The 24561-nt window shown below is 52.8% G+C and carries 25 protein-coding genes and 1 tRNA gene; 11 read left to right on the top strand and 15 right to left on the bottom strand.

The features are described from left to right. The first annotated feature begins 390 nt into the window (after positions 1-390). Positions 391-705 carry a hypothetical protein gene (locus CA13_RS09620; protein ID WP_146395871.1) on the top strand — a complete coding sequence of 105 codons (315 nt, stop codon included), beginning with the start codon at positions 391-393 and terminating at the stop codon, positions 703-705. A gap of 1 nt (position 706) precedes the next feature. On the opposite strand, the gene CA13_RS09615 is transcribed toward CA13_RS09620, so the two are convergent. Next, the gene (locus tag CA13_RS09615) at positions 707-1039 is read right to left on the bottom strand and encodes a LapA family protein (RefSeq protein WP_146395869.1); all 333 of its coding nucleotides are present in this window, start codon (positions 1037-1039) and stop codon (positions 707-709) included. 183 nt (positions 1040-1222) lie between these two features. On the opposite strand from CA13_RS09615, the gene CA13_RS09610 reads away from it, so the two are divergent. From CA13_RS09610 to arsS, 3 genes are read left to right on the top strand one after another with little or no spacing between them, the layout of a single operon-like run. Next, entirely contained in the window at positions 1223-2392 is a 1170-nt protein-coding gene (locus CA13_RS09610) for an ImuA family protein (protein WP_146395867.1), read from the top strand. Continuing rightward, complete coding sequence (locus CA13_RS09605; protein WP_146395865.1) at positions 2292-4094, top strand: Y-family DNA polymerase; 1803 nt, start codon at positions 2292-2294, stop codon at positions 4092-4094. Before CA13_RS09610 ends, CA13_RS09605 begins: the two co-directional genes overlap by 101 nt. A gap of 32 nt (positions 4095-4126) precedes the next feature. After that, positions 4127-5182, top strand: coding sequence for an arsenosugar biosynthesis radical SAM (seleno)protein ArsS (arsS, locus tag CA13_RS09600; protein ID WP_146395863.1), 1056 nt, complete (start codon positions 4127-4129; stop codon positions 5180-5182). A 55-nt stretch (positions 5183-5237) separates the two neighbouring features. Here arsS and CA13_RS09595 read toward each other — a convergent pair whose 3' ends face one another. After that, positions 5238-6209 carry an NAD-dependent epimerase/dehydratase family protein gene (locus CA13_RS09595; protein ID WP_146395861.1) on the bottom strand — a complete coding sequence of 324 codons (972 nt, stop codon included), beginning with the start codon at positions 6207-6209 and terminating at the stop codon, positions 5238-5240. 171 nt (positions 6210-6380) lie between these two features. Next, the gene (locus CA13_RS09590) at positions 6381-7484 is read right to left on the bottom strand and encodes a redoxin domain-containing protein (protein WP_419194128.1); all 1104 of its coding nucleotides are present in this window, start codon (positions 7482-7484) and stop codon (positions 6381-6383) included. A gap of 288 nt (positions 7485-7772) precedes the next feature. Between CA13_RS09590 and CA13_RS09585 the strand changes: the two genes are divergently transcribed. Together CA13_RS09585 and CA13_RS09580 are read left to right on the top strand one after the other, a co-directional pair. Further along, positions 7773-8051: a hypothetical protein gene (locus tag CA13_RS09585; protein ID WP_419194127.1), complete on the top strand. Its 279-nt coding sequence runs from the start codon at positions 7773-7775 to the stop codon at positions 8049-8051. A gap of 88 nt (positions 8052-8139) precedes the next feature. Next, positions 8140-8964, top strand: coding sequence for a ParA family protein (locus CA13_RS09580; protein WP_146395858.1), 825 nt, complete (start codon positions 8140-8142; stop codon positions 8962-8964). A 28-nt stretch (positions 8965-8992) separates the two neighbouring features. Here CA13_RS09580 and CA13_RS09575 read toward each other — a convergent pair whose 3' ends face one another. Next, entirely contained in the window at positions 8993-9718 is a 726-nt protein-coding gene (locus CA13_RS09575) for a MotA/TolQ/ExbB proton channel family protein (RefSeq protein ID WP_146395856.1), read from the bottom strand. A gap of 2 nt (positions 9719-9720) precedes the next feature. Continuing rightward, on the bottom strand, positions 9721-11604 hold the full coding sequence (locus CA13_RS09570) for a GTPase (RefSeq protein WP_146395854.1): 1884 nt from the start codon (positions 11602-11604) through the stop codon (positions 9721-9723). A gap of 209 nt (positions 11605-11813) precedes the next feature. On the opposite strand from CA13_RS09570, the gene purE reads away from it, so the two are divergent. Next, positions 11814-12323, top strand: a complete 510-nt coding sequence (gene purE, locus CA13_RS09565) for a 5-(carboxyamino)imidazole ribonucleotide mutase (RefSeq protein ID WP_146395852.1) — start codon at positions 11814-11816, stop codon at positions 12321-12323. Then, a complete protein-coding gene (locus CA13_RS09560) occupies positions 12324-13517 on the top strand; it encodes a 5-(carboxyamino)imidazole ribonucleotide synthase (RefSeq protein ID WP_146395850.1) in 1194 nt (397 codons plus the stop codon). Positions 13518-13545: 28 nt separating this feature from the next. On the opposite strand, the gene CA13_RS09555 is transcribed toward CA13_RS09560, so the two are convergent. Continuing rightward, positions 13546-15012, bottom strand: coding sequence for a prenyltransferase/squalene oxidase repeat-containing protein (locus tag CA13_RS09555; protein ID WP_146395848.1), 1467 nt, complete (start codon positions 15010-15012; stop codon positions 13546-13548). Between the two features lie 34 nt (positions 15013-15046). On the opposite strand from CA13_RS09555, the gene CA13_RS09550 reads away from it, so the two are divergent. From CA13_RS09550 to CA13_RS09540, 3 genes are all read left to right on the top strand, one after another. After that, entirely contained in the window at positions 15047-15274 is a 228-nt protein-coding gene (locus CA13_RS09550; RefSeq protein WP_146395846.1) for a hypothetical protein, read from the top strand. Between the two features lie 499 nt (positions 15275-15773). Next, positions 15774-16946, top strand: a complete 1173-nt coding sequence (locus tag CA13_RS09545) for an endonuclease/exonuclease/phosphatase family protein (protein WP_419194126.1) — start codon at positions 15774-15776, stop codon at positions 16944-16946. 337 nt (positions 16947-17283) lie between these two features. Further along, positions 17284-17357, top strand: a tRNA-Met gene (locus tag CA13_RS09540). 448 nt (positions 17358-17805) lie between these two features. On the opposite strand, the gene CA13_RS34960 is transcribed toward CA13_RS09540, so the two are convergent. The 9 genes from CA13_RS34960 to CA13_RS09500 all read right to left on the bottom strand — a co-directional run bounded on the left by CA13_RS34960 (position 17806) and on the right by CA13_RS09500 (position 24549). Beyond that, positions 17806-17928 carry a hypothetical protein gene (locus CA13_RS34960; RefSeq protein WP_419194125.1) on the bottom strand — a complete coding sequence of 41 codons (123 nt, stop codon included), beginning with the start codon at positions 17926-17928 and terminating at the stop codon, positions 17806-17808. Between the two features lie 104 nt (positions 17929-18032). Further along, positions 18033-18185 carry a hypothetical protein gene (locus CA13_RS09535; protein ID WP_419195101.1) on the bottom strand — a complete coding sequence of 51 codons (153 nt, stop codon included), beginning with the start codon at positions 18183-18185 and terminating at the stop codon, positions 18033-18035. 387 nt (positions 18186-18572) lie between these two features. After that, positions 18573-19361, bottom strand: coding sequence for a DUF5655 domain-containing protein (locus CA13_RS09530; RefSeq protein ID WP_473087452.1), 789 nt, complete (start codon positions 19359-19361; stop codon positions 18573-18575). A gap of 177 nt (positions 19362-19538) precedes the next feature. Beyond that, the gene (locus CA13_RS09525) at positions 19539-20777 is read right to left on the bottom strand and encodes a hypothetical protein (RefSeq protein ID WP_146395842.1); all 1239 of its coding nucleotides are present in this window, start codon (positions 20775-20777) and stop codon (positions 19539-19541) included. Positions 20778-20875: 98 nt separating this feature from the next. Next, entirely contained in the window at positions 20876-22597 is a 1722-nt protein-coding gene (locus tag CA13_RS09520) for a hypothetical protein (protein WP_146395840.1), read from the bottom strand. Next, on the bottom strand, positions 22590-23144 hold the full coding sequence (locus CA13_RS09515; protein WP_146395838.1) for a hypothetical protein: 555 nt from the start codon (positions 23142-23144) through the stop codon (positions 22590-22592). Before CA13_RS09515 ends, CA13_RS09520 begins: the two co-directional genes overlap by 8 nt. Further along, the gene (locus CA13_RS09510; protein ID WP_146395836.1) at positions 23141-23557 is read right to left on the bottom strand and encodes a hypothetical protein; all 417 of its coding nucleotides are present in this window, start codon (positions 23555-23557) and stop codon (positions 23141-23143) included. Before CA13_RS09510 ends, CA13_RS09515 begins: the two co-directional genes overlap by 4 nt. Further along, complete coding sequence (locus CA13_RS09505; protein WP_146395834.1) at positions 23550-23984, bottom strand: MotA/TolQ/ExbB proton channel family protein; 435 nt, start codon at positions 23982-23984, stop codon at positions 23550-23552. The genes CA13_RS09510 and CA13_RS09505 overlap by 8 nt, the downstream gene beginning before the upstream one ends. A 37-nt stretch (positions 23985-24021) precedes the next feature. Continuing rightward, the gene (locus CA13_RS09500) at positions 24022-24549 is read right to left on the bottom strand and encodes a hypothetical protein (RefSeq protein WP_146395832.1); all 528 of its coding nucleotides are present in this window, start codon (positions 24547-24549) and stop codon (positions 24022-24024) included. Between the last annotated feature and the right edge of the window lie 12 nt (positions 24550-24561).

Here is a 24561-nt window from a genome sequence, read left to right as displayed (position 1 = left end):
GGCGGCGGCGGTCGCGGTGGCGATCGCTACTAAGCCCGAACGACTTAGTCCGAATCGGCCTAAACGGTCGAAAATTGAAAAATAAAAAATGAAGGGAACAAGCTAAATGCTTGTTCCCTTTTTTATTTGGGTCAATCGTGCCGCCAGCCTTTTGGGGAATCTAACTTTCGTCGCCCTTTTTCTGGTGTATCAATGCATCAAGCAGGCATCACCCCAAAAAGCTTTTTCCCAAAAATTCTTGTTTTCTATTTTCCGTGTGACCAGACGTGTCACAGGGGTCGCGAACAATGATCGTACCTGAGTGATTGATCACTCGGCAATGTTTTGGTTTCCCAAATCATTTCACACGATTCTTTTCGTTCCCATCCCTCTCCTACGGAATCAAGTTCGATGACCCAATTGATGCTTTTCGACTCACCGGTTTCGGTCACTTCCCCGGCGGTTTCTTTCACCACCGGTATCGTTCCCGCCAGCGGACGAACGCCAGTTGCTGCGACATCGGCTGCTGCGACATCGGCTGCTGCGACATCAGCTGCTGCGACATCGGCGGTAATGCCAACCCCACGGGTCGAAGAGCCTCCGCAAGGACTTAATCATATGGGTGATTTGGCTCGTTTGGTGTTGATGCGTTACGACATGGTCGCCCAACGCCGGGCCGCTCAGGGGCAACGCCGGGCCGTTCAGGGGCAACGCCGGGCCAAGTAGCTTACGGTTTCGCAGCGGGTTGGTCGGACGCGAATTCCTTGGTCGTATCTTCCTTGGTCAGATCGGGAGGTGGGGTGGCGGCCTCTTTTTCGCTGCTTTTCGATGGCTTTTTCAGCTTTGGGGTGGCTTTTTTGTGTGACCGCAACATCGAGTAGGTCGTCATCGCGCCGAGCAGAAAACCACAGGCAACCGATGTCAAAATCAGCAGCGAAAGAGGAAGTTCGCGATGAAAAAACGGAAAGTTGATTGTTACCGGGCCGTTGTTCCAAAGGGCAGTCACCAACGCCACGGTGACGCCCAAAACCAACAGAAACCAACGTATTTTTTGCATCATCCGTTCATTCTCACTGAATTCATTTGCTGAAAAAGATGCTACCCACCTTTGCTAGCAAATGATAGCATGGATTGGAGGCATTCGTTTTTGCTGCGTCGGTTTCTGGCTCATGGTCCGCTTGGCTGACCGCCGAAAACGATCCTTAGCAGCAGGGTTTTATTGTAGTCGAGGGATATCTTAAACGTGACCGTCCAGCAAACATTTGGATTCATGGAAGTTGCTGTACCGGTTGCAGAAGTAGCGGTCCCCGTAAAACCAAAGCGGCCCGCGACGCTAAGATCGGTCGGGTCGGCTGTGTCTGTGCAGCAAACCGCTGTGTCTGTGCAGCAAGCCGCTGTGTCTGTGCAGCAAGCCGCTGTGTCGCCCTGCGAATCATGCGATACGAATTCAACGCCCGAATCGAATCAACCGCTGGATCAACTGCCCGATCGTGAAGCAATGCTGCGACAATTGCGGGTCAAGGCGAAATGTGTCACCGGATCGGAATCAACGGTCAAAAAATCACTCTCGACCGGCTGTGACGCTATCGACCAAAAATTGTTGCAAGGAGGCCTTCGCGCCGACGCGGTAACGGAATGGATTGCCGATTCCGGCGGTTATGGCGCAGCCGCCTTGTCGATCGTGGTGGCCGCGAATTGTTTGCGGCTTCATCAACCAGCTGGTCCCGTCGTGATCGTCGACTCGAATCATTCCTTTTACCCACCCGCTGCGGTGGCGTTGGGGATTCCTTGCGAGCGGATGATTTTGGTTCGCCCGAAATCGCATCGCGATATGGTATGGGCGATCGACCAAGCGTTGCGTTGCGAAGCGGTCGCGGCTGTTTGGTCAATGGTCGATAGGCGGCTTGATGATCGTGACGCCAGACGTTTTCAATTGGCGGCCGAAGCAGGGCGGACGACGGGCTTGTTGGTGCGTCCGAGCGAAGTACGTGGCCAAGCCAGTTTTGCGGATGTTCGCTTGCGGGTTCAACGGGTGGCAGGTCGGCGCTTGGAAAACTCCGTACACTCAGCGGGCCATTTCGATTATGCCAACTCACCAATGCGAGTCACCCTCGATCGTGGTCGCGGTGCGAGTGGTCATGGTGATGGTCATGGTGATGGTCATGGTGATGGTCATGGTGATGGTCATGGTGATGGTCATGCTCAGCGGCGGCATAGCGTTTGGTTGCAAATCGATGCTCAAGCTCGGCTACTCGAAGTAATGGTTCCGTCCAAAAACCAACAGAGCCAGAATCAACATGGCGAGAATCAACATGAAACGGCTGCTGTGCATCTGGCTTCCCAATTGGCCCATCCAAAGTTTGTCGCTGCGAGAGCCAAGCGAGCGGGCACTGGCAACCAAAAACGGGCATAGCCAAAACGAGCACAAGCCAAGTTCGTTCACGGTTCTGTGGGCTGATGATTCACGTCGCGGACGAACGGTGATCGCATGCTGTCGTCATGCATCGATGATGGGCATCCGAATCGGGATGCCACTGATCCAAGCGAATCAATTGATCCAACATCGAAGTCAGCAAGTTGACGAACAACATGCTGATGAAGAAATAGGGCCGCAACTGAATGTCTTGCCGCATGATCCGTACGTCGACTATCAAGATCTGGTTGCACTTGCCGCAAAACTACAAAGCCATATCGCACCATTGGTTGCGATCGAACCGCTCGAAAAATATCCATGGGCCGGTTTCCCTCGTCATCAACCCGAATCGTTACTGTGTGATGTTTCGGGTGTAGAGCATTTGTTTGGTGGCGAACAGGGATTGCTCGAAGCGACCTCAAAATTTCTTTCGGATGCTTCACTGCACGCTCGCATTGCGATCGCACCGAGTGTGTCGGCTGCATGGGCAATGGCTCACTTTGGCGCTGCCGCAATCGAAGTTGTTGATGATCCGGCTACTTCACTAGGGCCACTTCCGGTTGAATCGCTGAGGCTTGATCTAGCAACGGTGGCAACGCTTGATCGATTGGGAATCGAGCGTGTCGATCAATTGCTTCGCTTACCTCGTGGCGGTTTGGCAACACGCTTGGGGAAAAACGTTGTCACGCGAATTAGCCAAGCGATGGACGAGATCGACGAGCCGATCAATGTTCATCACGATGAACCCGAAATTTGTTGTTCACATGAACTTGAGTATCCCACCGATGATCGCGAGATCTTGCTTCATCGGATCGAGTGGATGATGGAGGAAATAGGGGCGGGATTGGCGACACGCAAACATGGGGCATTAAGTCTGCTATGTCGCCTGGGCCTTGCGGCCCACCCGCCGTTAAATATCGTGATTGGATTGTTCGCACCGAGCCAAGATACGAAACACCTTCTTTCGTTGTTGTCATCCCGATTCGAAAACTTCCGTATCCCATCCAATGTTGTCACGTTGATGTTATCAATTCCTTTGACTTCACCACTTCGAAGTGTTCAGAGCGGATTGTTTGACGACGCCAACGATCACGTGTGCTCTTCGCATTCCTTCGGCGGATCGTCAGTTTCACGGTTGGTGGATTCACTCAGTGGACGGTTGGGACGTGACGCAGTTTTGAGTGTGGAAAGCGAAACCGATTCGCTCCCCGAAAACGCCTATTCGGTTTACCCTATGACGGGATTTTCTGCGATAGGTTCCACATCAATAGGTGGGAAATCGAAAAGTCGCAGCAGGACACGCCCAAACCAAAAGGGTTTCCGCCATCAAAATAAAAAAGAGGCAACCGATGATCGAAATGAATCGATGACGATAAACACATTGCCATCTCGCGATGATGCAATGCGGCGGCCTTTAACTATTTTTGCGAACCCGCTTTTGTTGACTTCCTTGGCTCCTCCGTCGGCTCAATCCGGCGACGTACCCTCGGTCGTTCGATTTCGTAACCAAACCTTTCGGATCGTGGCAGTGTGGGGTCCTGAGCGGATTGAAACCGGATGGTGGAAGGGGCCGTCGATTCGGCGAGACTACTACCGTGTCGAAACCGCCAATGGCCGATGGTGGTGGATCTACCGAGATATCGCTACAACAAAGACTGCGGACGCACATGCCACTTGGATGATGCACGGGCAATTTACTTAGAACCGGGCGCACTCAAACCTTACGGATTTTAAATGCAGTTAAGCCTACTACGTCAAGGAAGCTCTCTCTCGCAACCCGCTCGCCAACGCGAAGTGCTAGAAGGCGAAAGATCCGCTGCACTGAAAACGTTTGGTGATTCGCTTCTCCAGCACGACCGCAATGCATTCGTTGCGAGGGGCATCGAAGTGATGCAAATCAACGTAGGTAAGGTCTGCAACCAAACTTGTACGCATTGTCATGTTGATGCGGGGCCTGATCGTCGCGAAAGCATGTCGCGTGAAACCGCCGAAGCGATCATCGATGTGCTGAAAAAAAACGATATCCCGTTACTCGATATTACCGGTGGCGCTCCTGAGATGAATCCGAATTTTCGATTTTTGGTCGAACAAGCTCGGTTGCTCGGTCGGCGCGTAATTGATCGTTGTAATTTGACGATACTGATGGCCAAAGGGTTTACGGATTTGCCCGAATTTCTCGCTGAGAACGAGGTCGAAATTGTCGCCTCGTTGCCCTGCTACTTGGAAGAAAACTGCGATGCCCAACGGGGCGACGGCGTGTTCACCCGTTCGATCGCCGCATTGAAGCGGTTGAATCAGCTCGGTTTTGGCAAGCCAAACTCTTCTCGATTGCTGACGTTGGTTTACAACCCCGTCGGTGCTTCACTACCGCCTTCGCAAGATGAACTCGAGGCCACCTACCGCACCGAATTGAAAAAACGTTATGGGGTCGAGTTTTCTCAGTTATTTACGATCGCGAATTTACCGATCAGCCGGTTTCTTGATGAGTTGCTCCGCTTGGGGAGTTATGACACTTACATGGAAACGTTAGTCGAAGCTTTCAATCCGATCGCGGCTGACCATGCGATGTGTCACACAATGGTGTCGGTTGATTGGCAAGGGCGATTATTTGATTGCGACTTCAACCAAATGCTTAAGTTGGGGGTTGAACCGAGCGCAGCGCAAACGATTTTTGATTTCGACATCGAAAAGTTAGCGCAGCGAAGCATTGCGACGGGGCGCCATTGTTATGGCTGCACCGCAGGTTCCGGATCCAGTTGCCAAGGGGCCGCTGTTCAATCGAGTTCGTGATGCCGTGTTGTCTGTCGTTCTGCGAAGGGCGACGAAATAAACCGGGACCGATGTCTTACTCAACGATGCTGCGGTAATAATCGACGCTCTGCCGCAAGCCCTCTTCGATACTCACATCAGGTTCGAACCCTAGCCGCGTTCTTGCCACGTTAATATCCGCTAGTGAATCTCGCACGTCGCCGACTCGTGCCGGTTCATGAATCGGATCGATGCCTTGGCCTAGGATCGAACGAAGCAGCGAAAGGAGCGTCAACAGCGAAGTTCGTTCTCCTCGCCCGATGTTGAATGTTCCTCCTTGGGCACCTGGCGTGGTCGCAGCCAACAAATTTGCTTTGGCCACATCGCCGACAAAGACAAAATCCCGTGACTGCTCGCCATCTCCATAAATGATCGGCTGTTCGCTCGATAGAATCTTGGCAACGAACCGAGGGATCACCGCACTGTATTCACTCTGGGGATCTTGCCGGGGCCCAAAGACATTGAAGTACCTCAATACGACCGTTTCGATGTCAAAGCTATGGTTGAATGATTGGCAATAGGCTTCGGCGGCAAGCTTCGCTGCGGCGTATGGCGAAAGAGGGGATGTTGGATCGCTTTCTCGTTTGGAAACGAAGGGTGAATCGCCGTACGCGGCACTGGTCGAGGCTAACACAAAACGTTTGGCACCACCCGACGCAGCCGCTTGTAACAATTCGACAGTGCTCGTTGTGCACCAGGCATGGCAAAGAGCTGGTTCCCGCATACTTCGCGGCACACTCGCCATTGCAGCGTGATGGAAAACGTAGTCGACGTCCTGCATCGCCTTTTTGACATCTTTGGCGTTGGACGCATCGCCGCGTATCACTTCAATCTTTTTGTCCGAGGTTGTATGGGCAAGGTTGTGTTCAAATCCCGTGCTAAAATTATCGAGGACACGAACCGTCGCCCCCGCATTTCGGAGCGCATCGACTAGGTGGGATCCGATAAATCCTGCACCGCCGGTGACCAGGCAGAGGCTGTTTTGCAGACGATCAAAATGGGTAGACATCGGTGCGAAGGGAACTCCAAAGCGAAACGGGCTTACCAGAATCAAGGGATGTGTAAGTGTACTCGGTTTCTAGGAGGCTTCGAAAGCCGGGGATCGAATTGCGATTTTCCGACCTGGGCGATCGATTCGTCGAGGCTTACGACCAGCATAAACGTTTTAACAATGCTGCGTTTACGAGCCGAGTAACTGTTCAACCGATTGCCGCATGTCCTTTTCTCCTTCGGTTCCTTGCCAATTCATTTCGCCTTGCCACCATCGGCGGATGAATCCTTTTTTGTCGATCAAATAGACGGTTGGCCACATCGTATTGCCCCACGCATCCCAATTGGACGACTCTAAGTCCATTAAAACGGGATACTCGATGCCTTCCTTTTTCGCCGCTGCACGCACGGCGCTGATGTCTCGTTCGGTGGAGGTTTCCGGACGTTGGATTCCAATGACGACCAAACCTTTGTCGGCGTAATCGGTATGCCAAGCTGAATAGTGCGGCAAATTGCGTCGGCAATTGATGCACTGAAACGCATAGAAATGCAAGGCAACGACTTTGCCTCTCAAATCGGCTAGCTTTACCGGTGTACCCTGAATCCACGTCACTCCGTCATCGACTAGCTCGGGTGCAAGTGGATAGGTTCGTTGAACGGAAGCAAATGAAAACGGTTTTCCTGTTAATGCTCCGATACTAGAGCGCTGTTTGGTCGTCAGTACGTCGACAAACGACTGGCGTTCGTTCGCCTGCAATTCGCCGAGTTCTTTTTGTACCTCGTCCGCCGTCAATTCGCCTTTACTGAGCGATTGTTGGAGCTCATTGGATCGCTTGTCCGTTTCCTTGAAGCTTTCCACGAATTCGGTTAGTTGGCTATCCGAAATTTCAAGCGTATCTCGCAGATCGTTTCGTAGAACCATTCGCGATCCAAGTGCTTGTCGTTGCAATTGCGTCAGCCGAGTTTGTTGCTCGGGGGTCAATATCGTTTTCAACCGGGTCTGCAACTGGGTCGTCATCGCGTTGATGATCTCCTGCTGTTCTTTCGCCGGTTGGATTCGAGCGCGGAACCACGGTCCATCGACGTCGACCAAGACACCACGGATTTCTTGAATTTGCGATTCGCTGATTCCTAAATCCTGATGAACTGTGTCATCGCGGATCATTTGAAGAAGTACCGGCGGCAGAGTGGGAAACGCAGTTTGAGCGTAAGCATTTTTTTCACCGACAGCACAGATGATGAGGGGTAGAAAAAGAAGCATCAATACCAGGAAAACGGATTTGTATTTGTTCATGGGGGGTGTATGCAAGAGAAGTTTGAAGACAAGTGGGTGCAAAAGCAAAATAGCTAAACTGGCCGGATAACCGCCATTTGAGCACGCTAGGCCCGGTTCTGCCCCAACATCACCCCTAAAATCCTTACTTTCGTCTCAAGTTCCCTAACCGGAAAAGTCGATACGTTGAAAGTGAGAGTTCTCTAGACGGGCGACAACCAAACCGTGTAGTTGTATCTCCGACGCGTTTCTCCCAACTCGTTTTTGTGCGGTCATGCCGCTCGATTCACCCCGACTAGCTAGAAACAGATGCCCGAATCGAAACTCCGAATTGCTCCCTATTGCACCGATTCGACCCGCCAAGCGAATCCCACTCGCCAAGAACGCGAGCTTGACCGATTGACGGGGCTTTCGCCAGCCAAAACGGTATCCGTTTCCCTCAAGGAATTTGTTCCATTGATCATGGACGCAGCCAAAACCAATCGTAACTGGTTAGAAGACTTCGCCACCGACGACGTTCGCATCGACGCCGACCTCTATGAAGTACTACTGGCCTACCACCATCTTCGCCGTCAAGAAGCGGCCTAATTATGAGCCGTGTTTCCATTGGATTGGATTTTCGCCAATGGTCACAGCCAACCTCAGAAGTTGACTCACCCAACAAAGGATAGAGACAATGCGATCGATCGCCGTAATCAATCAAAAAGGTGGTGTGGGCAAGACCACTAGCGCGGTGAATTTGGCGGCAGCCTTAGCCGATTCAGGGCACCGCGTTTGCCTAGTCGATCTCGATCCACAAGCTCATGCGTCGTTACACCTGGGCATCGCTGCTGTCGATGGTGAACCGAGTATGTACGAAGTTCTTTGTGGCGATGCTTCGATCGGCCAAGCTCGTCGTCGGATCAACGACAAGCTCTGCGTGATCCCTTCGAACTTGGATCTTGCCGCAGCCGAACTTGAACTTGCAGGCGAAGTCGGTCGCGAAATGATCTTGCGCGACAAATTTCAAGACAACGACGAGCAATACGACTACATGATTCTTGATTGTCCTCCAAGTTTAGGGGTTTTGACTGTCAATGCATTGGTTGCGGTAAACGAAGTCTTCTTGCCCCTGCAGCCTCACTTTTTGGCGCTTCACGGACTCAGCAAATTGCTACGTACTGTCGAAGTGGTTTCGCGTCGCTTGAACGAACGTTTGCGACTTTCGGGTGTGATGCTTTGCATGTACGATTCGAACACGCGTCTGGCCGCCGAAGTCAGTACCGACATTACTGACTTTTTCGAAGCGGGAAAAGACTCGCGAGAATTCTTCCGTAATGCGAAGTTCTTTGACACGCGGATTCGGCGAAACATCCGTTTGGCGGAAGCGCCAAGTTTCGGTCAATCGATTTTCCAGTACGCGCCGGGCAGCAACGGCGCGATCGACTATCAATCGCTAGCCGAAGAAGTGATCGCCCAATCAGCGGCAAACGCTCAGACGCCGGTAAAAGCGGCCGCGTAGGTTAGCGTAGCGCACACGCAATGGGAGTCTATTTTGGTGGCCGCGTTCGCGCGGTTGGACGCCGTTTGATTGGTGCAAGGGCGTGTTGCGACTGATACGCGACTTGAGCGATCAACGAATCGACGCGGTTGCGGCAAATCGCGTATGCGGCAAGCGACGGGATTGCAACGATCAATCCGCCGACCGTGGTAACGAGCGCTTGATAAATGCCCTCGGCTAAATCGCCTGCACCGGCGGCACCGCGCGTCGTGGCGACTTGTTGGAATGCGAAGATCATACCGGTAACGGTCCCAAGTAGCCCCACCATAGGAGCGATGTTTCCAATCACCGAAAGGTATTCGATCCGTCGCATCAGTCTCGCCGATTGCTCGGCCAGTGAATCCTCGACTCCCTTTTCCACTTCACGCCAACCGAATTCAAGCTCGCTGAGTCCCGACAACAACACCACGCTCAACACGCTTGGTTCTCGCCTGCACGCGGCATCCGCTTCCGCCACGCGGCCATTTAGCAGCGATTGTCGAACGGCGTCACTGACCCCGTCGGGTGAAATCTCTTTTCGCCTTAGTGTCATTACTTGATCAAAGACCAAGTAAGTTGCCGTGATACTCAATGCGAACAGCACCAACAAAATCAATAGTCCGACCACGCCACCACTGAGGATGATATCGAACCATCCCGCCGGCTCGGCGGCAACGGCTGTTTCAGCCTGGGCGATCAAGGTCATGAAGCCGAGGTTGATCGTAGAAACATCCATGACTAATTCGTTTCCTCTGTTTCATTGTCGCGTTGTTCAGCCCCGACCGATAGCAGGAATTCGGCATCGGCTAGCAGCGGATCGTCCCACTTTAACCGCAAGACGCCTTCGGTTTGCAAATGATGGATGGCCAAGTCATGTTTGCCTCGGATTCGTTCTTCGGCTTGTCGCACACGTCCGCGGCTTTGGGCAATGGAAAGTACTAGCATCGAAAACAGTGCCGTCGGCAAGATCGATAGCAGTAAACTGGTCAGCATCATCGCCAAGTCGGGCCTCGGAAAACTCTCCAAATCACCCTGCATGTGTCGTAGCGTCAGGAAGCTAGCGTCAAAATAGCCGCGATACAAAGCGACCACCGGACCAGCCATCAGTACCCAAAAAATCAGCGTCGCGATCATGGCACATAATGTCGTAGTCAATCGTGAGACCGAAACACGATCGACTTCCTCGTCAAAAATTCGCTGTGACATTTCTTGTAACGCGTCGATACCAGCCAAATAGGCCACTTGAGTTCGCGAATCTTGTTCATCGCTCGCTATCATGCCCGTTGTAGCCGGCCGCTGTTTGCGTAGCTCTGATAGTTCTCGGCGAAATCGAGACGCCAAGGGTCCTAGTCGGTCGGCAACCGCCGCGGCGCTCCGTTTGCGAAGTCCCTCGCGGATATCTTGTTCGGCTCCCTGCTGAGCGGTCAAATTCTTTGTACTTGTCCAAATCGCTCCGACCAATGATGGAAGCGAACCCGACAACGAAATCATGACGCGATCCCACGCTCCATGAGTCAAATTCAATACTCCAAGTAACGATCGATAAGGAAACCAAATCGAACCCGTTTCTGATAACAATGCTAAACGCAATCTCGCTCGCACCGCAGCCCGCAACGGGCCGCCACTGCCAACGAGAGTTTCTGCGACCTGCGTCGGAATCTCGGTCGCCTCGCGGTTCAACCGCCGCACGGCGGATGTCAGACCGGGCAATTGATCACTCATCACACCGTGTAGTGCTGCACGAAAGCGGGCGTCTAATGCCGCCAACCGGGTGCTGCGGCGACGGTCACCTTCCCAAAGTTGACCCAGCTCTTCCTCAAGCCGCGATGCGACTTTGGTTGCAGCACTCTTGCCGACTGCGTCTTCGGTTCGCCCTTCGATTTCAAAATCGTCGATCAAGATCGCAGGGGCAATCACGCTCGTTGGCGCCAATTCTCGCATCCGACGGGTGAACGCTTCGCTATCGGAATCGAGTAGCGAATCCTGTTCGCGGATCGCATTGATCACGGGGATCACCACGCTCCCCTCACTCGCTTCGGCTAACATCCCCACGGCTTCGCTGCGCAATTGGTCTCGGCGAACCACCAACAAGATGACCGATGCGAGGGATAACGCCCGTGAAGCTACACCCGCGATCGATCGACGATCATCGGTAGATCCTGGGGCGTCGACCAACATGTATGGCATTCCGACGGATTGCATCTGAGCAGAATCGCAATGCAGGTAATGTTCGAATCGTGAATCCAAGTCGGCTGGCGGGCTTGGGCCGATCCATACGAGCTTTTCGGTTGCTTCGTCTGAATTGTTGCCGCTTCGGATAACTGCTGCGATCGATGATTTCTTGACCAATTGGCGTATCAGCCACGATTTGCCTTGTCCGGTCGCTCCGACCACCGCCACGACCGTTGCCCCGCTGCTGCGATCTTCCAAAATCATCTGGCGGGCTTGAGCATGCTCGTCGCAAAGCTCTAAGACTTCACGACCCGTCGAACTGTCGCCTAACACGTTTGCAGCCGATCGGCGAACGCGGCCAAGAACAGCATCGCCAGGTTGTCCGAGAGATCCATTGACGTCAACAGTGTCAACTGAAACGAATCGTTCGTTGGGAGCGGGATACGGCAATTTCGGATACTTTCCTAAGTGAGCGGCAAGACGCTAGCCGCCGGTATTGTCGCGGAAAATACGGTTCGCCGATACCCGCGGCGATCGACCAGCGACTCACTCAAATTTTCGGGGTTAGCCCTCTAAGGATACGGTCTTCGGTGTCGTTTCACAACAAGCAATCACCATCACTCCTTGTTTCCTCGCAACTGAAAAACTAAAACGGTTGAATGAATAATGAAAACCTTTTTGAACCGACCGATGCCCTCGTGGGTGTAATCATGGGCAGTCGTAATGACTGGGTTACCATGGCTGCGGCAGCGGATGTCCTCGATGAATTGAAAATCCCTAACGAACGGCTTGTCGTTTCCGCTCACCGAACACCCGCACGTATGGTCGCCTACGCGACTTCGGCGGCTGAACGCGGGTTAAAAGTCATCATCGCTGGTGCCGGGGGTGCCGCCCATTTGCCGGGAATGGTCGCTTCGGAAACGAATTTGCCGGTGATCGGAGTGCCCGTACAATCCCGTGCTCTGCAAGGACTTGATTCGCTACTTTCGATTGTCCAAATGCCCGGCGGTATTCCAGTGGCAACCATGTCGATCGGAAAATCCGGTGCCAAAAATGCAGGGATTATGGCCGCTCGAATCTTGGCACTATCGGACCCTTCCCTTGCCAAGCGACTTGATGACTTTGTCGCCAAACAAACCGCGGCGGTCCTCGAGTCGGCGGAGCTGTAGATGAGCAAATCACCGCAAGTCGCACCGAGAATGGTCCTGCCCGGTGGTACGATTGGGATGGTCGGTGGTGGCCAACTTGGACGTATGTTTGCCATGGCCGCTTCGCGGATGGGCTATCGGGTGATCGTGTTTTGCGAATCGATCGATGAGCCAGCACCGCAAGTCGCACATGGTTGTGTGACCGGAAAACTTGATGACAAAAAGGCGGTCGATCAATTCGCCAGCCAGTGTGACGTGATCACGCTTGAGTTCGAAAATATTCCCGCGGAGACGATTGCGGAATGTCAACGGTTTGCCCCGACGTATCCTTCTGCAGACGTATTGGCAACGGCACAGGATCGTCTGCTTGAAAAAACAACACTCCAAAAATCGGGGTTGCCTGTCGCTCCGTTTGCCGAAGTGACCGATCTCGATTCACTTGAAACCGCATCGGCCAAGGTGGGTTTTCCACTCATCCTAAAAACGGTCCGCAGTGGCTACGATGGCAAGGGGCAACATCGGATCGGGTCGATCGACGATGCCAAGCAAGTCGATTGGGCGTCGTGTTCCCAATGGGTTGCTGAAAAGTTGATCCCGTTCGACCGTGAAGTCTCTGTGATCGTGGCGCGGACACGCGATGGCAGAACTTCGACGTTTCCCGTTTTTGAAAACGACCACGTTAATCATATTCTTGACGTGACGATGGTCCCCGCATCGATTGGTGATGACTTGACGCGACGAGCCAACCAGATTGCGATCGGTGCAGCCGTGGCGCTGGATGTGGTGGGACTGCTATGTGTCGAAATGTTTGTCTGTGGTGAATCGGATGGCAGTGAATCGGATGGCAGTGGGGAGGTGTTGATCAACGAAGTCGCGCCGAGGCCGCACAATTCCGGTCACTTAACGATTGAAGGGTGTCACACTAGTCAATTCGAGCAGCACGTACGAGCTGTTTGCGGATTGCCGCTCGGAGATACGTCACTCGTTTCGAACGCCGCAGCGATGGCTAATTTGCTTGGCGATTTATGGCCTGCCGATGGCAGCTCGCCACCATGGAATCGCGTCTATGACGTGCCCGGCGTGAGTTTGCATTTGTACGGTAAACAGCAAGCCAAGCGAGGTCGAAAGATGGGGCACTTGACCTGTGTGAGCCAAGATCGCGACACCGCAGTCGTTCAGGTTAAGCAAGCTCGTGAGCAATGTAAGAGCGGTTAAAGTCCAACGAGAGGCTTAACGAACTTGCCTACTGCTCATTCGACCAGTCTGCGTATAACGGCATATGCCGGTAGTAGACTTCCAGGCAGTAAAGGGACAAGCAGGTTGTGTACAGTCGTCCTGAACTGCCCCATTCGTCGCTTTGCGGGTCCCAGCTGCCTTGTTGCCGGCCTCGCTTTTCTTGCGTCATTGGCAATTCCGATCGCATTCTTAAATTCCATTGCTTCCACGGTTTGCCCCCGTAGTGATGCATGATTTGCGTGGCGTAGTACCAATAGTAAACATCCCGATTGCGAATCGAGAACGGGTTTGTATCGAGAAGTGCATCGATCCCCTCGGTCATCGCAGGATGATTACGAGGCCAACCAAGATATTGTCGACACAACAATCCTTCGGCCGTCATCGCCGCACTCGGATTGCTTCGTGCTTGATAGCCGTACGCAGCTCCTTCGAAATGTTGGGCTGCATCGAGGTAGCCTTCGACGTTGTAGAGAATGTTGCGGTCAACATCGAGGCCGCCCGAGATGCCGCTTTGCAACGCCATCACGAACCAACCTGTCACCGAAGTGTCGGAATCGGATTTTGGATAATACCGCCATCCCCCTTCGTGCCCTTGAGCATCTTCGGCATAGTCGATCGCTAATTGTGCCCTATCGCGAAGCCATGAATCTTTGGTCATAGCGTACAATTCACACAACACGATTGTCGCCTGGGCTTGTGCGTACGCTTGTTCATGTCCTCTTGCGTCCTTGGCCATAAAGCCGCTGCGAGATTGTTGGCGAACCAACCACTTGATCCCCTTGTCGACATTCTTTGCGTAGTCGCCACTTTGGTGGGTATTGCCATCGCCTAAAAACGCAAGCAATGCCATCGCGGTGGCGGCCGGTTTGTTTTCGGCTACCGCCCCGTCACTATACGGGCCTTGCATGCTCCAGCTACCATTGGGCAATTGATTGCGACTGAGCCATGCCAATCCCAACTCAACCGCTTCTTGTGTTTTCGCCGTTCCGCCATAGAGTGCCAATAGCGTTCGTTTCATCGCACCGCTGCGTCCATTGAACATCGGTGTGGAAACGTCCACCATCGGGCCGATGCCGACCGCAATGCTGGCGAGCTCATTCGTGTCGGACAGATTCATCTCATTAAAGATCGATGCGATATCGACATCCGATTCCGATTCCGTTTCAATTTCCGATGCAAGTACGGGGGTATCACTAGGGTCAATGGAAAACTCGGTAAGCCCGTCCTCCTCGGTTCCCTCGCTGCTGCCGATCACCAACATCAAGTCGCCAAGGGAACTGCCGGCAGGTGTCGAGATTAACGCAAGTATCAATAGCAGCATCAAGTGAAAAACAGTGCTGATCAACCATGGAGGAGCTGATCGTTTGATGGTCTGTTCCGAAAAGAAATCTTCTTTCTCAGCCGGATGTGGATCGGTTTCGCTCTGGCCGGATGCGTCCGCAGGCGTCGGTTTAGGATCCTGTAATTTCGGCATCTCGTCACGCCACCGCAGCGACTTTGCTGAACCTATGCCTGAGGGAACATTCGGTGTCGGACTAACCGGTTGCGGTTGGGACGTGATGGGGGCGGCCGGCCGGATCGGCGGCAATGTCGATCGCGGCGGTGGTGGCGGTGGAATTGGCGGTGTGGCAGGGGCCGCATTCACCGGATCTTTCGGAAGCGACTCTGAAGCGGCGGGTGATCCCGCCGGTGGAGGTGGTGTCACAGAAGGGGGGGAAGATGGCGTGGACGATTGAAATGCACCCTGACCTGGCGCGTCATTCAGGGAAGAATCCGATTGGTAATCCGCGTGCGTCATGTAATCCCAAGTGCCTGTTTTCCCATAATTTCCCACATGGGCTTCTCTCTAGGATAGGCCGCAAATCCATACCTGCGAAGCGATCAAGCTCCCCAAGAAAGCGAATATCCGCAATTTACCACTTTTTTTGTCTCGAATGCGGGGTTTGGGTGCGTTGGGGTTTTTTTCGGAAGTGTTGGGGTTTTTCCTTTTGCGCCGCTCGAGTAGCCACCGAACGCGGTTTTTTTGTTCGCTTTCAAGGCCGGGGGGGCGGTGCTCGTTTGGAGCGAACTGACCCGCAAATTTCAGCCGACCAGCCCAGGGGCTGATTGCGCCATTCATCAATGGGCAATTGCGGGACCGTGTGTAATTGCGGAACCGTGTCGAACAACGGGACGGTGTCTAACAAGTTGAATGGTAGTAAACTGAGTTCGACAATTCCGCTATGTGAGAAACCGATGATCTGGAAATCAAACTTTCTTCTGCTAGTGACATTCATGATTGCTCTTTCGAATGCTCCCCAATCCGAAGCTCAGCAAGCCGATCAGGTTGTGCGATTTGCGACGTACAATCTGTCGCTTTACGGGAAACAGGCTGGCGAAGTTGCATCGCGTCTGTCCGATGGCAATGACAGGCAAGCGAAGAATTTGGCAAGCGTGATCCAAACGGTTCGCCCTGATATCATCCTTCTGAACGAAATTGATTTCGACGCGGACGACAAGACGCTCAATTTGTTTGCGGACAAGTATTTGGCCGTTGATCAGGAAAATTGCAGCGCGATGGAGTATCCCTTCCGATATGGTGTGCCAACCAATACTGGATTGGACTCAACAATCGACATCGACAACGATGGCAAACTGTCGGGCCCCAATGATGCTTGGGGCTACGGCGTTTACCCTGGGCAATACGCCATGGCGGTTCTTAGTCGTTATCCGATCGATCAAGACGCGATTCGCACGTTCCAACAATGGAAGTGGTCGGACACGCCCAATGCACTTAGGCCCGTTGATCCCAATACGAGCAAACCTTACTACGACGACACGGTTTGGAAGTTATTGCGTCTGTCGAGCAAGAATCACGTTGACGTGCCAATTGCGATTGGCGATTCCACCGTGCATCTACTCGCTTCGCATCCAACACCTCCAGTTTTTGACGGTCCAGAAGACCGAAACGGATGTCGAAATCACGATGAAATTCACTTTTGGATTGACTACATTGACGGCGGAGCTGGTGACTATTTGGTCGACGACCAGGGCCGCCGAGGTGGTTTGAAAACATCCGATTCGTTTGTAATTGTCGGCGACCTCAACGCCGATGCGAACCGAGGGGATGGCAAGCAAGACGCCATCGAGCGATTGCAATCGCATCCTCGACTTTCCGATCCCGCGCCGACACATGCGTTACCGGCGATAGAATCGGCAGGGAAAACCGTCGTGTCGGATTCGATCACCACCGCTGCGTTCAACGGCGGTATGCGAGTCGACTATTGTTTGCCAAGTGCACAATGGAAGGTCAGCGATTCGGGCGTCTTCTGGCCCGCTCCGCAAGACTCACGTTCCAAGTGGATCCGAGCAAGCGACCACCGATTGGTTTGGGTCGACGTTACGATTGAAAAGGATGGTGAGCAGTAACGGGATTGCTTTGGAATAAATGGGCGATATTCGACCGTTGAAAGATTTTTTGTTGCGACAAACATGCCGGCCAATCGAGCGAAGTGCCGTAGTTCGTACGTTCCAGCTCGGAGCAATTATCCCAGCTCGGAGAAATCATCGTCAGGAAACAAACGAAATGGGGCTGGAACTCGATATTCGCAGTCCATTGGCCCCTTTGGAATTCGCTGCAAAATCGTCCACAGAGATTTTGGGGATTGTTCCCAGTTCAGGGCGTTGACAGGATAGGCTCGGTTTGCGATATTCCTGCCCTCACGCGTTGAGCGACACGATTGTTGCGACGGGTGAACAACATCACCGCGGGATGGAGCAGCCCGGTAGCTCGCGAGGCTCATAACCTCGAGGTCGTCGGTTCGAATCCGGCTCCCGCAACTTCTCGGAACGATCAAAATCGTTTCCGACCCTGAAGTGAACAAAAGGTTGGCATGGTTTCCATGCCGGCCTTTTTTCGTTTTTACGCCGTATTTCGCGTTGTTTGCAAATTCACCGCCGCGCGGCCGCGTTCTTCGTTTCTCTGGCCGCCTCATTACTTAGGTTATGAGATCGGGGCTGATTTCGGCCCTCTGCGCCAGTTTTCTTTGTTTCTTCGTTTCTCTGCCGCTCTGGGTTAACGAACGTAGCGACCGCTCAGACGGTCACTACGTGAAAAGGGTTTGGTCCCGCAAAACACTGTGTTTTTGAAATCCTGGATTTTGCTGCTCCCTAAGAAGAGCCGGTCTCTCCGAAGAACACGAGAGAACGCCGGGTTATGCCAAACAGAGAAACAGAGAAAATTTATGAGCCGCCGGCCGCTCCAAGATAAACGGAGAGCGTTCTCTGCTTACTCGACCTCGAATCCGCTCGCGTTCACGATCCTCTCCGTGGCGTCTTCCATCAAGTCAAGCGTGATCTCTTGGTCGGCATGGTGCCAAATAACTCGGCGAAGAATGGTCGCCAGTAGCATTTCTCTGCATGGCTTCTTCGAGCTTGTTCCAGGCTTCGTCGATCCCAGCCATCTCGTCCGGATCGCTGGCGTGGGGCTGACCAAGGGTCGTGATGATCAGGGTTTCACTCACAGTGATGCACGTTTACGCCCGCGCAGGGCGGACGCCCGCCTGCGGTCGAGCGACAGCGATTGCACAGATAACGAATCGAACCGTTCTGTGAGATACTCGTGCTCATCGGCCGGTCGCAATGGCCGCAGATCAAGGTACCCCTCAGCAGCGCCGTGTCACGCTCGGGTTTGCCTTCCGTTCGCCCGTCTCAAAACTGCGAGTTTGTCGTGACGTGATTTGCCGTTGCACTTCGTCAAACGTTTCCTGGTTGACGATCGAATCATGCTCGCCGGGTAATGTTTCAGTTCCGTTACGAGAAGCACCCCACAGGCCTCAAGCGGCTAAGCCACCTGTGGCCAAGATTACCGAGACTTTGTCACACCTTGATTCCTCTGATGCCCGAATCTCACCGCCGCGTTCTCGCCGAATGCCAATCACTCGGCGAGACCGGCAACTCTCATACCTGATCGCTAGACGGCAACGGTTACGAGGAGCCTCACAAGGCTCATGCGGTTGCATGGATACCGTCAAAGAAGACGTCGCTCAATAGCGATCAACTATCTTCGTAACTTTGCAGGAGAAGAGGTTTGGCTCGTTCAAGATCCTCCATCGAACCAAGCGTGATTTCGAGATCCCCCGTCCCGAAATGTCCGATATCTCGGACATCGCGTGTGAACCCTTCCTCAAGAGTCACCGTGTCCGGATCGACCTTGGCATAGACTTGGAGTTTGCCCGTTTGCTTGCGAACTTCTACGCACGCAAAATTCTTGATTCGCTTGAACGCAAAATAGAACTTCAGTGTTTTGAACTGAACGTCATCGCCCAATCCCATCAAAAACGCTTTCAATGCTTCGTAAAGATCAACGGTCGATGCATTCGCGGAGCTCAGATGGTCTGTGACTGTCTTATAAACCGTTGTCGACTTGCCTCCGACGACATCGACAACTGGCTCGATGCTACCCGCATCCGCCGTCACGGAATGAACCAAATCCAGCAAAAGCAGTTCCGTTCCGTAACGTTTGTATTTGATCAGTTCGATGTTTCGATTGATCTGCTGAACCGCATGCTGATCGTATTTTGTGAAGTCACCCGCAATGCACACCAGTCTTGGAGCGGACCACTCGATTGTGTCCGCCATCGACTGGCCGAAAGTACGCAAAACCAGCAACTCGAACTCGGCTTTGTGATCGAGCAACCAATCAAGATAGAAAAGCCCCTGGTTGATCACGTTCTCGTTCGTCGACCGTTCGTACTCGATGATGACCGGGCAACCGTTCTCGTCGATGCCAAGAGTGTCGATTCGACCGGCGTGAGTCTTGCCGGTCGAGTATTCGGTAGCCAAGAATCGAACACCCAAAACACGTCGAGGTGTTTTTCGATTAGTTCCTGCAGTGACTTTTCCAACGCAACCGATGTCCCCTCCAATTGATTGACGGAGTCGCCGTTTGTCTTGAATAACTTGATGTCGCCCATCTTGGCCTGCAAACTGGTTGGGTGAGATACTGAATGGTTCCTGAGTTTATCGAGTTTGCGTTTTTTCAACAGATGTTGAGTCGACGCCATTTATGGAACGATTCGTTAGTTCCCGAAGCGTTTCAACCAATTCGCCAATCTTTGCTATCGTTGCGTTGATTTCCTCAGCCGTTTCTCGTTCCGTTTTCTCTCGCGCAGGTGCCGTAACCGATCGCGGCAACGATCTTCGGTTAACGTCATCAACCAGATTCCGCAATTCCAGGAGAGTTTCGTGCAGTTGCTTTGCGGCCCGGTCTTGCTCAGCAATGCGATCTTGCTCGCTATTGCGTCGTTCCTCGATTTCGATCCACTTCTCCAGCCCGCTCGCAAGGAGACCGCTGTAGTCGTTTGACGCACCCTTGTTGTCGAGATAGTGCAGTAGGCGAGCCGTTTCCTGATCAACCGACACCGCCGACAAGCTTTCTGAATATAGCTCACCAAAAAGCGTTCGCAGCTGTGCCAATGTCGACTTGGCGAACTCATCGCTTTGATTGCTGCTCGTGTTTGATGGGTCAAGAACCGCCGGTGTTGAAATTGGCAAAGCGGAACTGTCTTCATACTGCCGTAGCTCGCTCTCTCTGTCAGCAAGCAGGGCATCTTTCTCTTCCAGCTTCGTCTTTAAGAAAGCATATGACAGCGCGAATCCCAAGAGCAAAGCAATTCCGCCGGATAACACCGCCGTCTTCAAGTCAAAGGTGCGTTGCGAAGAAACATCGCTTTCATTTCTTGCGGAGGACAAGCCTGGGCTGGAACCGGCTCGATACACAATCAATGGATTGTTGCGGTCGCTTAGCTCTGGCGCGAGAAACTCGATCCTGGGGCGATCTTTGAGAGGACAACTGGATAGGAATGCCGCCAGGACTCTGTCCGCCACGGTTGCTGAATCCTTCCAATCAATCGCGAATGACTCGAACGGATTTGTGTGGGCAACCGAAGGTTCTACTGGCAACCCTTGAACAAGCCCGGGAAGCACGCCGTCGCCTCCAACCTCCCAACGCGTCTGAGATCGCATTTCTGCAAGAAAATGAAAGGGCTGCCAGTGAAATCGATCGCACTCGTCGAGTCCGAAAAACACTAAGCGAAACTGCAAGGTTTGGACCCCGTTTTCACTTGTGCAGACCAATGCAGCGGCGAGCACCCTTGCCTGATCCGAAAACGGAAGCCAGAACCAGCCCATGTCCTCGCCGAGGGTTGCTGGACGAAGCTTTAACTTTTGAATTAAAGCGTTCACGTCAAGGTCGCTCACAGGATTATCGGACGCTGACCGAGATAAAATCCGGTAGCCGCTCCCGTTTGCCCCAGATGAATGTCCGTAGAGAACCTTTTCCGCCATCGATGAACCGCTCAATTCTTGAAAGCTTCCTGGATGGCCGCTGGCACTTTCAACTCGGTGCTGATCCTAACGATAAGATTATAGGCGTCATCACTGACCCGGACAGACTGCGAGCGATCGAACCAATCGAGTCCTAGAGGACCGTCACGGGGGACCTTCACGAATTCGAGCGTCTCGTTGTCAAAGTCATACGAATACAGCCTGACCCAGACCTGTGTATCAAACTTGATATTCACAACAAGGTTCTTCTCGCTGCTCTGTTCAGCGACGGCACCAGCCCACCGCACGCTGTACTCATCGCCCGATTGAACTGATCCTTTAATATCGGTCCCAAGTGAAGCGAGTTCGTCGGTATCGGCATCAAATGGTTGTGGGTCGCCGGGCTCGGCGAGCCAGATTTCCAGCTTCAAATCGTCCTCGCCAATCGTGCTCGTCCACCAATAGGGACCTTTAAAAGATGAATGAGCTAGTTGCACGGGGACGCCTCCACTCACTTGTTCACAGAACTTCTCAATCACTTCCCATTCGTCTCTCGCATCCTTCTGCCATGCCACATCATTCATACGCTCCTTCTTTGCCAACTCAGCGAGCCCGACGTAGAACGCCGTCAGGTTCGGACCGTGAAGCTTCCGCAGTTCAACAATTGCGCTGGCAATCTTCTCACTTCCCGACGGCTTTTCGATCGCGTTCAAATCGGCACGCAAGTCTTCAATCCGTCCCGATACTTCTGGGCTATCTATCGATGGAAAATCCGTCTTGAATCGTGACTCCACTCGATCCAGCTCAACGACAAGCTTTTGTGCCTTGGTGTAATCTATCGAATTGTTCGCGCCATCTTCCAGGTTATCGAGTTCAGCAATCAATCCCTGCCATTTAGGGTCATCTTGCGGTGTCGGCTTCTCCAAATACATCCAGATTGAAGCGAATAAAATGGCCGCAACTACAGCGAACACATAAGCCCAACGTCCTACCCTTTGTTGCTTTAATTTCGGTAACACCACCGCACCAGGTCGGTTAAGTACGCTCAGCATGGTTTGCGCAAAAAACTGGGCGAAATGCCGCTCCGGTGCCGCTTGCTCTTTCTGCTCCCAAACCTTGGCGTTACCACACTTGATAGGCAACGTCGCCAAGTTTGACGACTGAATTGCTTCGCGCAAGCTTGATTCAGCTTGATCTATAACGTCTTGGCTCGCCTGGTCTCCACGCGACAAATAAATTGTTGCGTTCGCAATCGTCCCGTCACCACCAGCGAAAAGTAAGCGTGGCAGAACTTTGGCTAGCCACAGCGAATCGACCACCTGAGCTGCCGTGCCCTCAGCGATACTCTGGGGATCATGAACCATGATGATCCAATCCGCATTCTCCAAATCACTTACAAATCCAGCTTCGAGGGGATTAAGCGATTCGCCATCTGCGCTATGCAAGAACTTGCTAGCGCTACTACTGATGTCTTCGCCGGAGTAATCGATCAATTCCAGATCAAATTTGTGGTGTTGATGCTGACAATGAAACCGCGATCGTGTCACTTCACCACGATTTGTCGGATCAACGACGGCTGCATCAATATATCGCTGGTACGTTTCAAGAAGTTGGGCTGTTTGCTCATACTCCATGATTGGATCCGCAGCATAAACCGATTTAGCGAGGTGGAACCAACCGCACATCATGGTCGTCTTACCAGCCTGCTGTGCGCCCACAAACATGATGCGCCGAATCTCGCAGTCTTCACTCATTTGGCCGATCCCCTGACAAAGATTCGACAAACTCGAAGCTAGGCTTCACGTTCTCGAGACTACTCTCGATCTCTTTCATGTACAGGCTCCATTCACCATGCTGCTTGCCTGGCAAGTCAATCCTATACTCGACCCGTGTGAGCTTGCCGAAGCTGACAAGCGGGTAGAGCTGCATGAATATTTGGTCTCTCTCAACGATGTTCTCACCTATTCGCACCGAGTCGTCACCGTTTGAATCTGGCTCAACGACAAGCTGCAAAGCATCCATTTCAAGCATTTCCTGAGGGATGCCGGGCGGAGCCAGCGAGGGGATGCCAGCGGAACCGTCTCCTTCACCAGATCCGGTCGCAAAGAATGCCGCTGCAGTCGCTGTCACGCCTGCGACGCCGCCTAACGCATAACGCTTGATCGCAATCTTAGCGCCCTGCTTAATCATCATCTTTGCGGCAAACCAAGTGACACCCGCGACCGGACACCCAATTGTCAGCGCCAGCATTCCAACTGAGACAGCAGTGTCCACCATGTCCGCTGCTTCTAATGCGTTCATTCTGAAGCCCCTTCTGGTTTATCGCGACCGATCGCCTTAAGGTTAAAGCCCCGTGCTTCGATCGTACCTATACAAGTTGCAATAACGTCTGCGTTAACAGACTGATCTTCGTCTGAGGGCCGTGTGTAGTACATCAGCACCAATGGAGCGTCGAGCGTTTCCAGTTCCTCAAAGAACCTCTCAAACTTTGCCTTGTCGACGCCGGATTCAGTAGTTGCGAGGATACTGTCACCGAACATGACGTTTCCGTTTTCAAGAACAATGAGGGTTGCGACGTTACCTTCGACCCCGGATTCGCGTTGTTCATTGCTGATCGAAACCATCAGGATCAACACGCCAACGAGGGATAGTGCCACGTCCAGCAGTGGCATGATGCGTTTTTCGAGCCGTGGACCTCCGAGCATTTCATCCATTGTGTGATCGCTTTCGACGAAAGACTTCCACTGCTGGCGCCAAGCACAATTGCAAGAAAACCAAGTTCGCCAATGAGCAAAGCAGTCCGCTGACCGTTGATGTAAGTCCTGGAGCGAAATCCGCGATGATGTTGGACGTGACGTGATTCCCTTTGATTCCTGCGAAAGTGACCAACAGCGAAGCTACTGTTCCAAGCAATCCAAGCAGCGGAAATCCGTCGATTGCCAAAGTTGCGATCCGAACCACGCGATAAGCGCGTTTCTGAGCGTGCTGAAAAGGGTTGTTGATCAACGCTTGGTTCGCCGACAAGAACCGCCACTCTTGAAGCTGAAATCCCAGCGTAGCGATCCCCAAGGACACGATCAGGAGATCAATCGCCGAAAAGTGCTGGACATACAACGCAATGAAGTCGAAGAAGAAACCCATCAATTCGCCTGCCTTGGTCTGGATTTGTGAGTCCGAACTACCATTTGCGTTTTCCTTCTTCTATTTGCCTGCAGAGACGACTGATAAAAGACCATTTTGCTTCAATGGTGTGTGTCTTGAGTCTTTTTGGAATTCTACCGTTGTGCTTCAGGAAATACATGAAGACCTCGGCGAAGTCCTCACTCGAATCCGTAGCGGCGTAGTGTGAAACATGGACCGAAGAACAATACTCCGACTCGATACAACTGTCGTGCGGAGTTCCGAAAGCAGCTCGAAACTGGCGGGATCGAAATAATCCCCGATTCGTGTCTGCCACCGCGTGACCGTATTCATGCCGCAACAGATCACGAAGTGTACGACGCGGACCTCCAAAAACGACTTCGCTCAGCCTATCCATGGAAAACGCAGGAATCTCGATATGACCAGTTGTTCGGTACAGCTGGTAACCGTATGCGGTGCCAATCCAAGTAAGGTATACATCAACGTTGGCAAGACGCTCGTTCCAAAGTCCAAAGGAATCAAGTTCGCTTCGCACCTCATCGAGCGCCTTTTGCAGGCGTGGCATCGTTATCACGGC

This window comes from Novipirellula herctigrandis, assembly GCA_007859835.1.
GTDB classification, from domain to species: Bacteria; Planctomycetota; Planctomycetia; order Pirellulales; family Pirellulaceae; genus Novipirellula_A; species Novipirellula_A herctigrandis.
The sequence above is the reverse complement of the archived record's forward strand: the minus strand, read 5'-3'. Positions and strand labels throughout refer to the sequence as shown.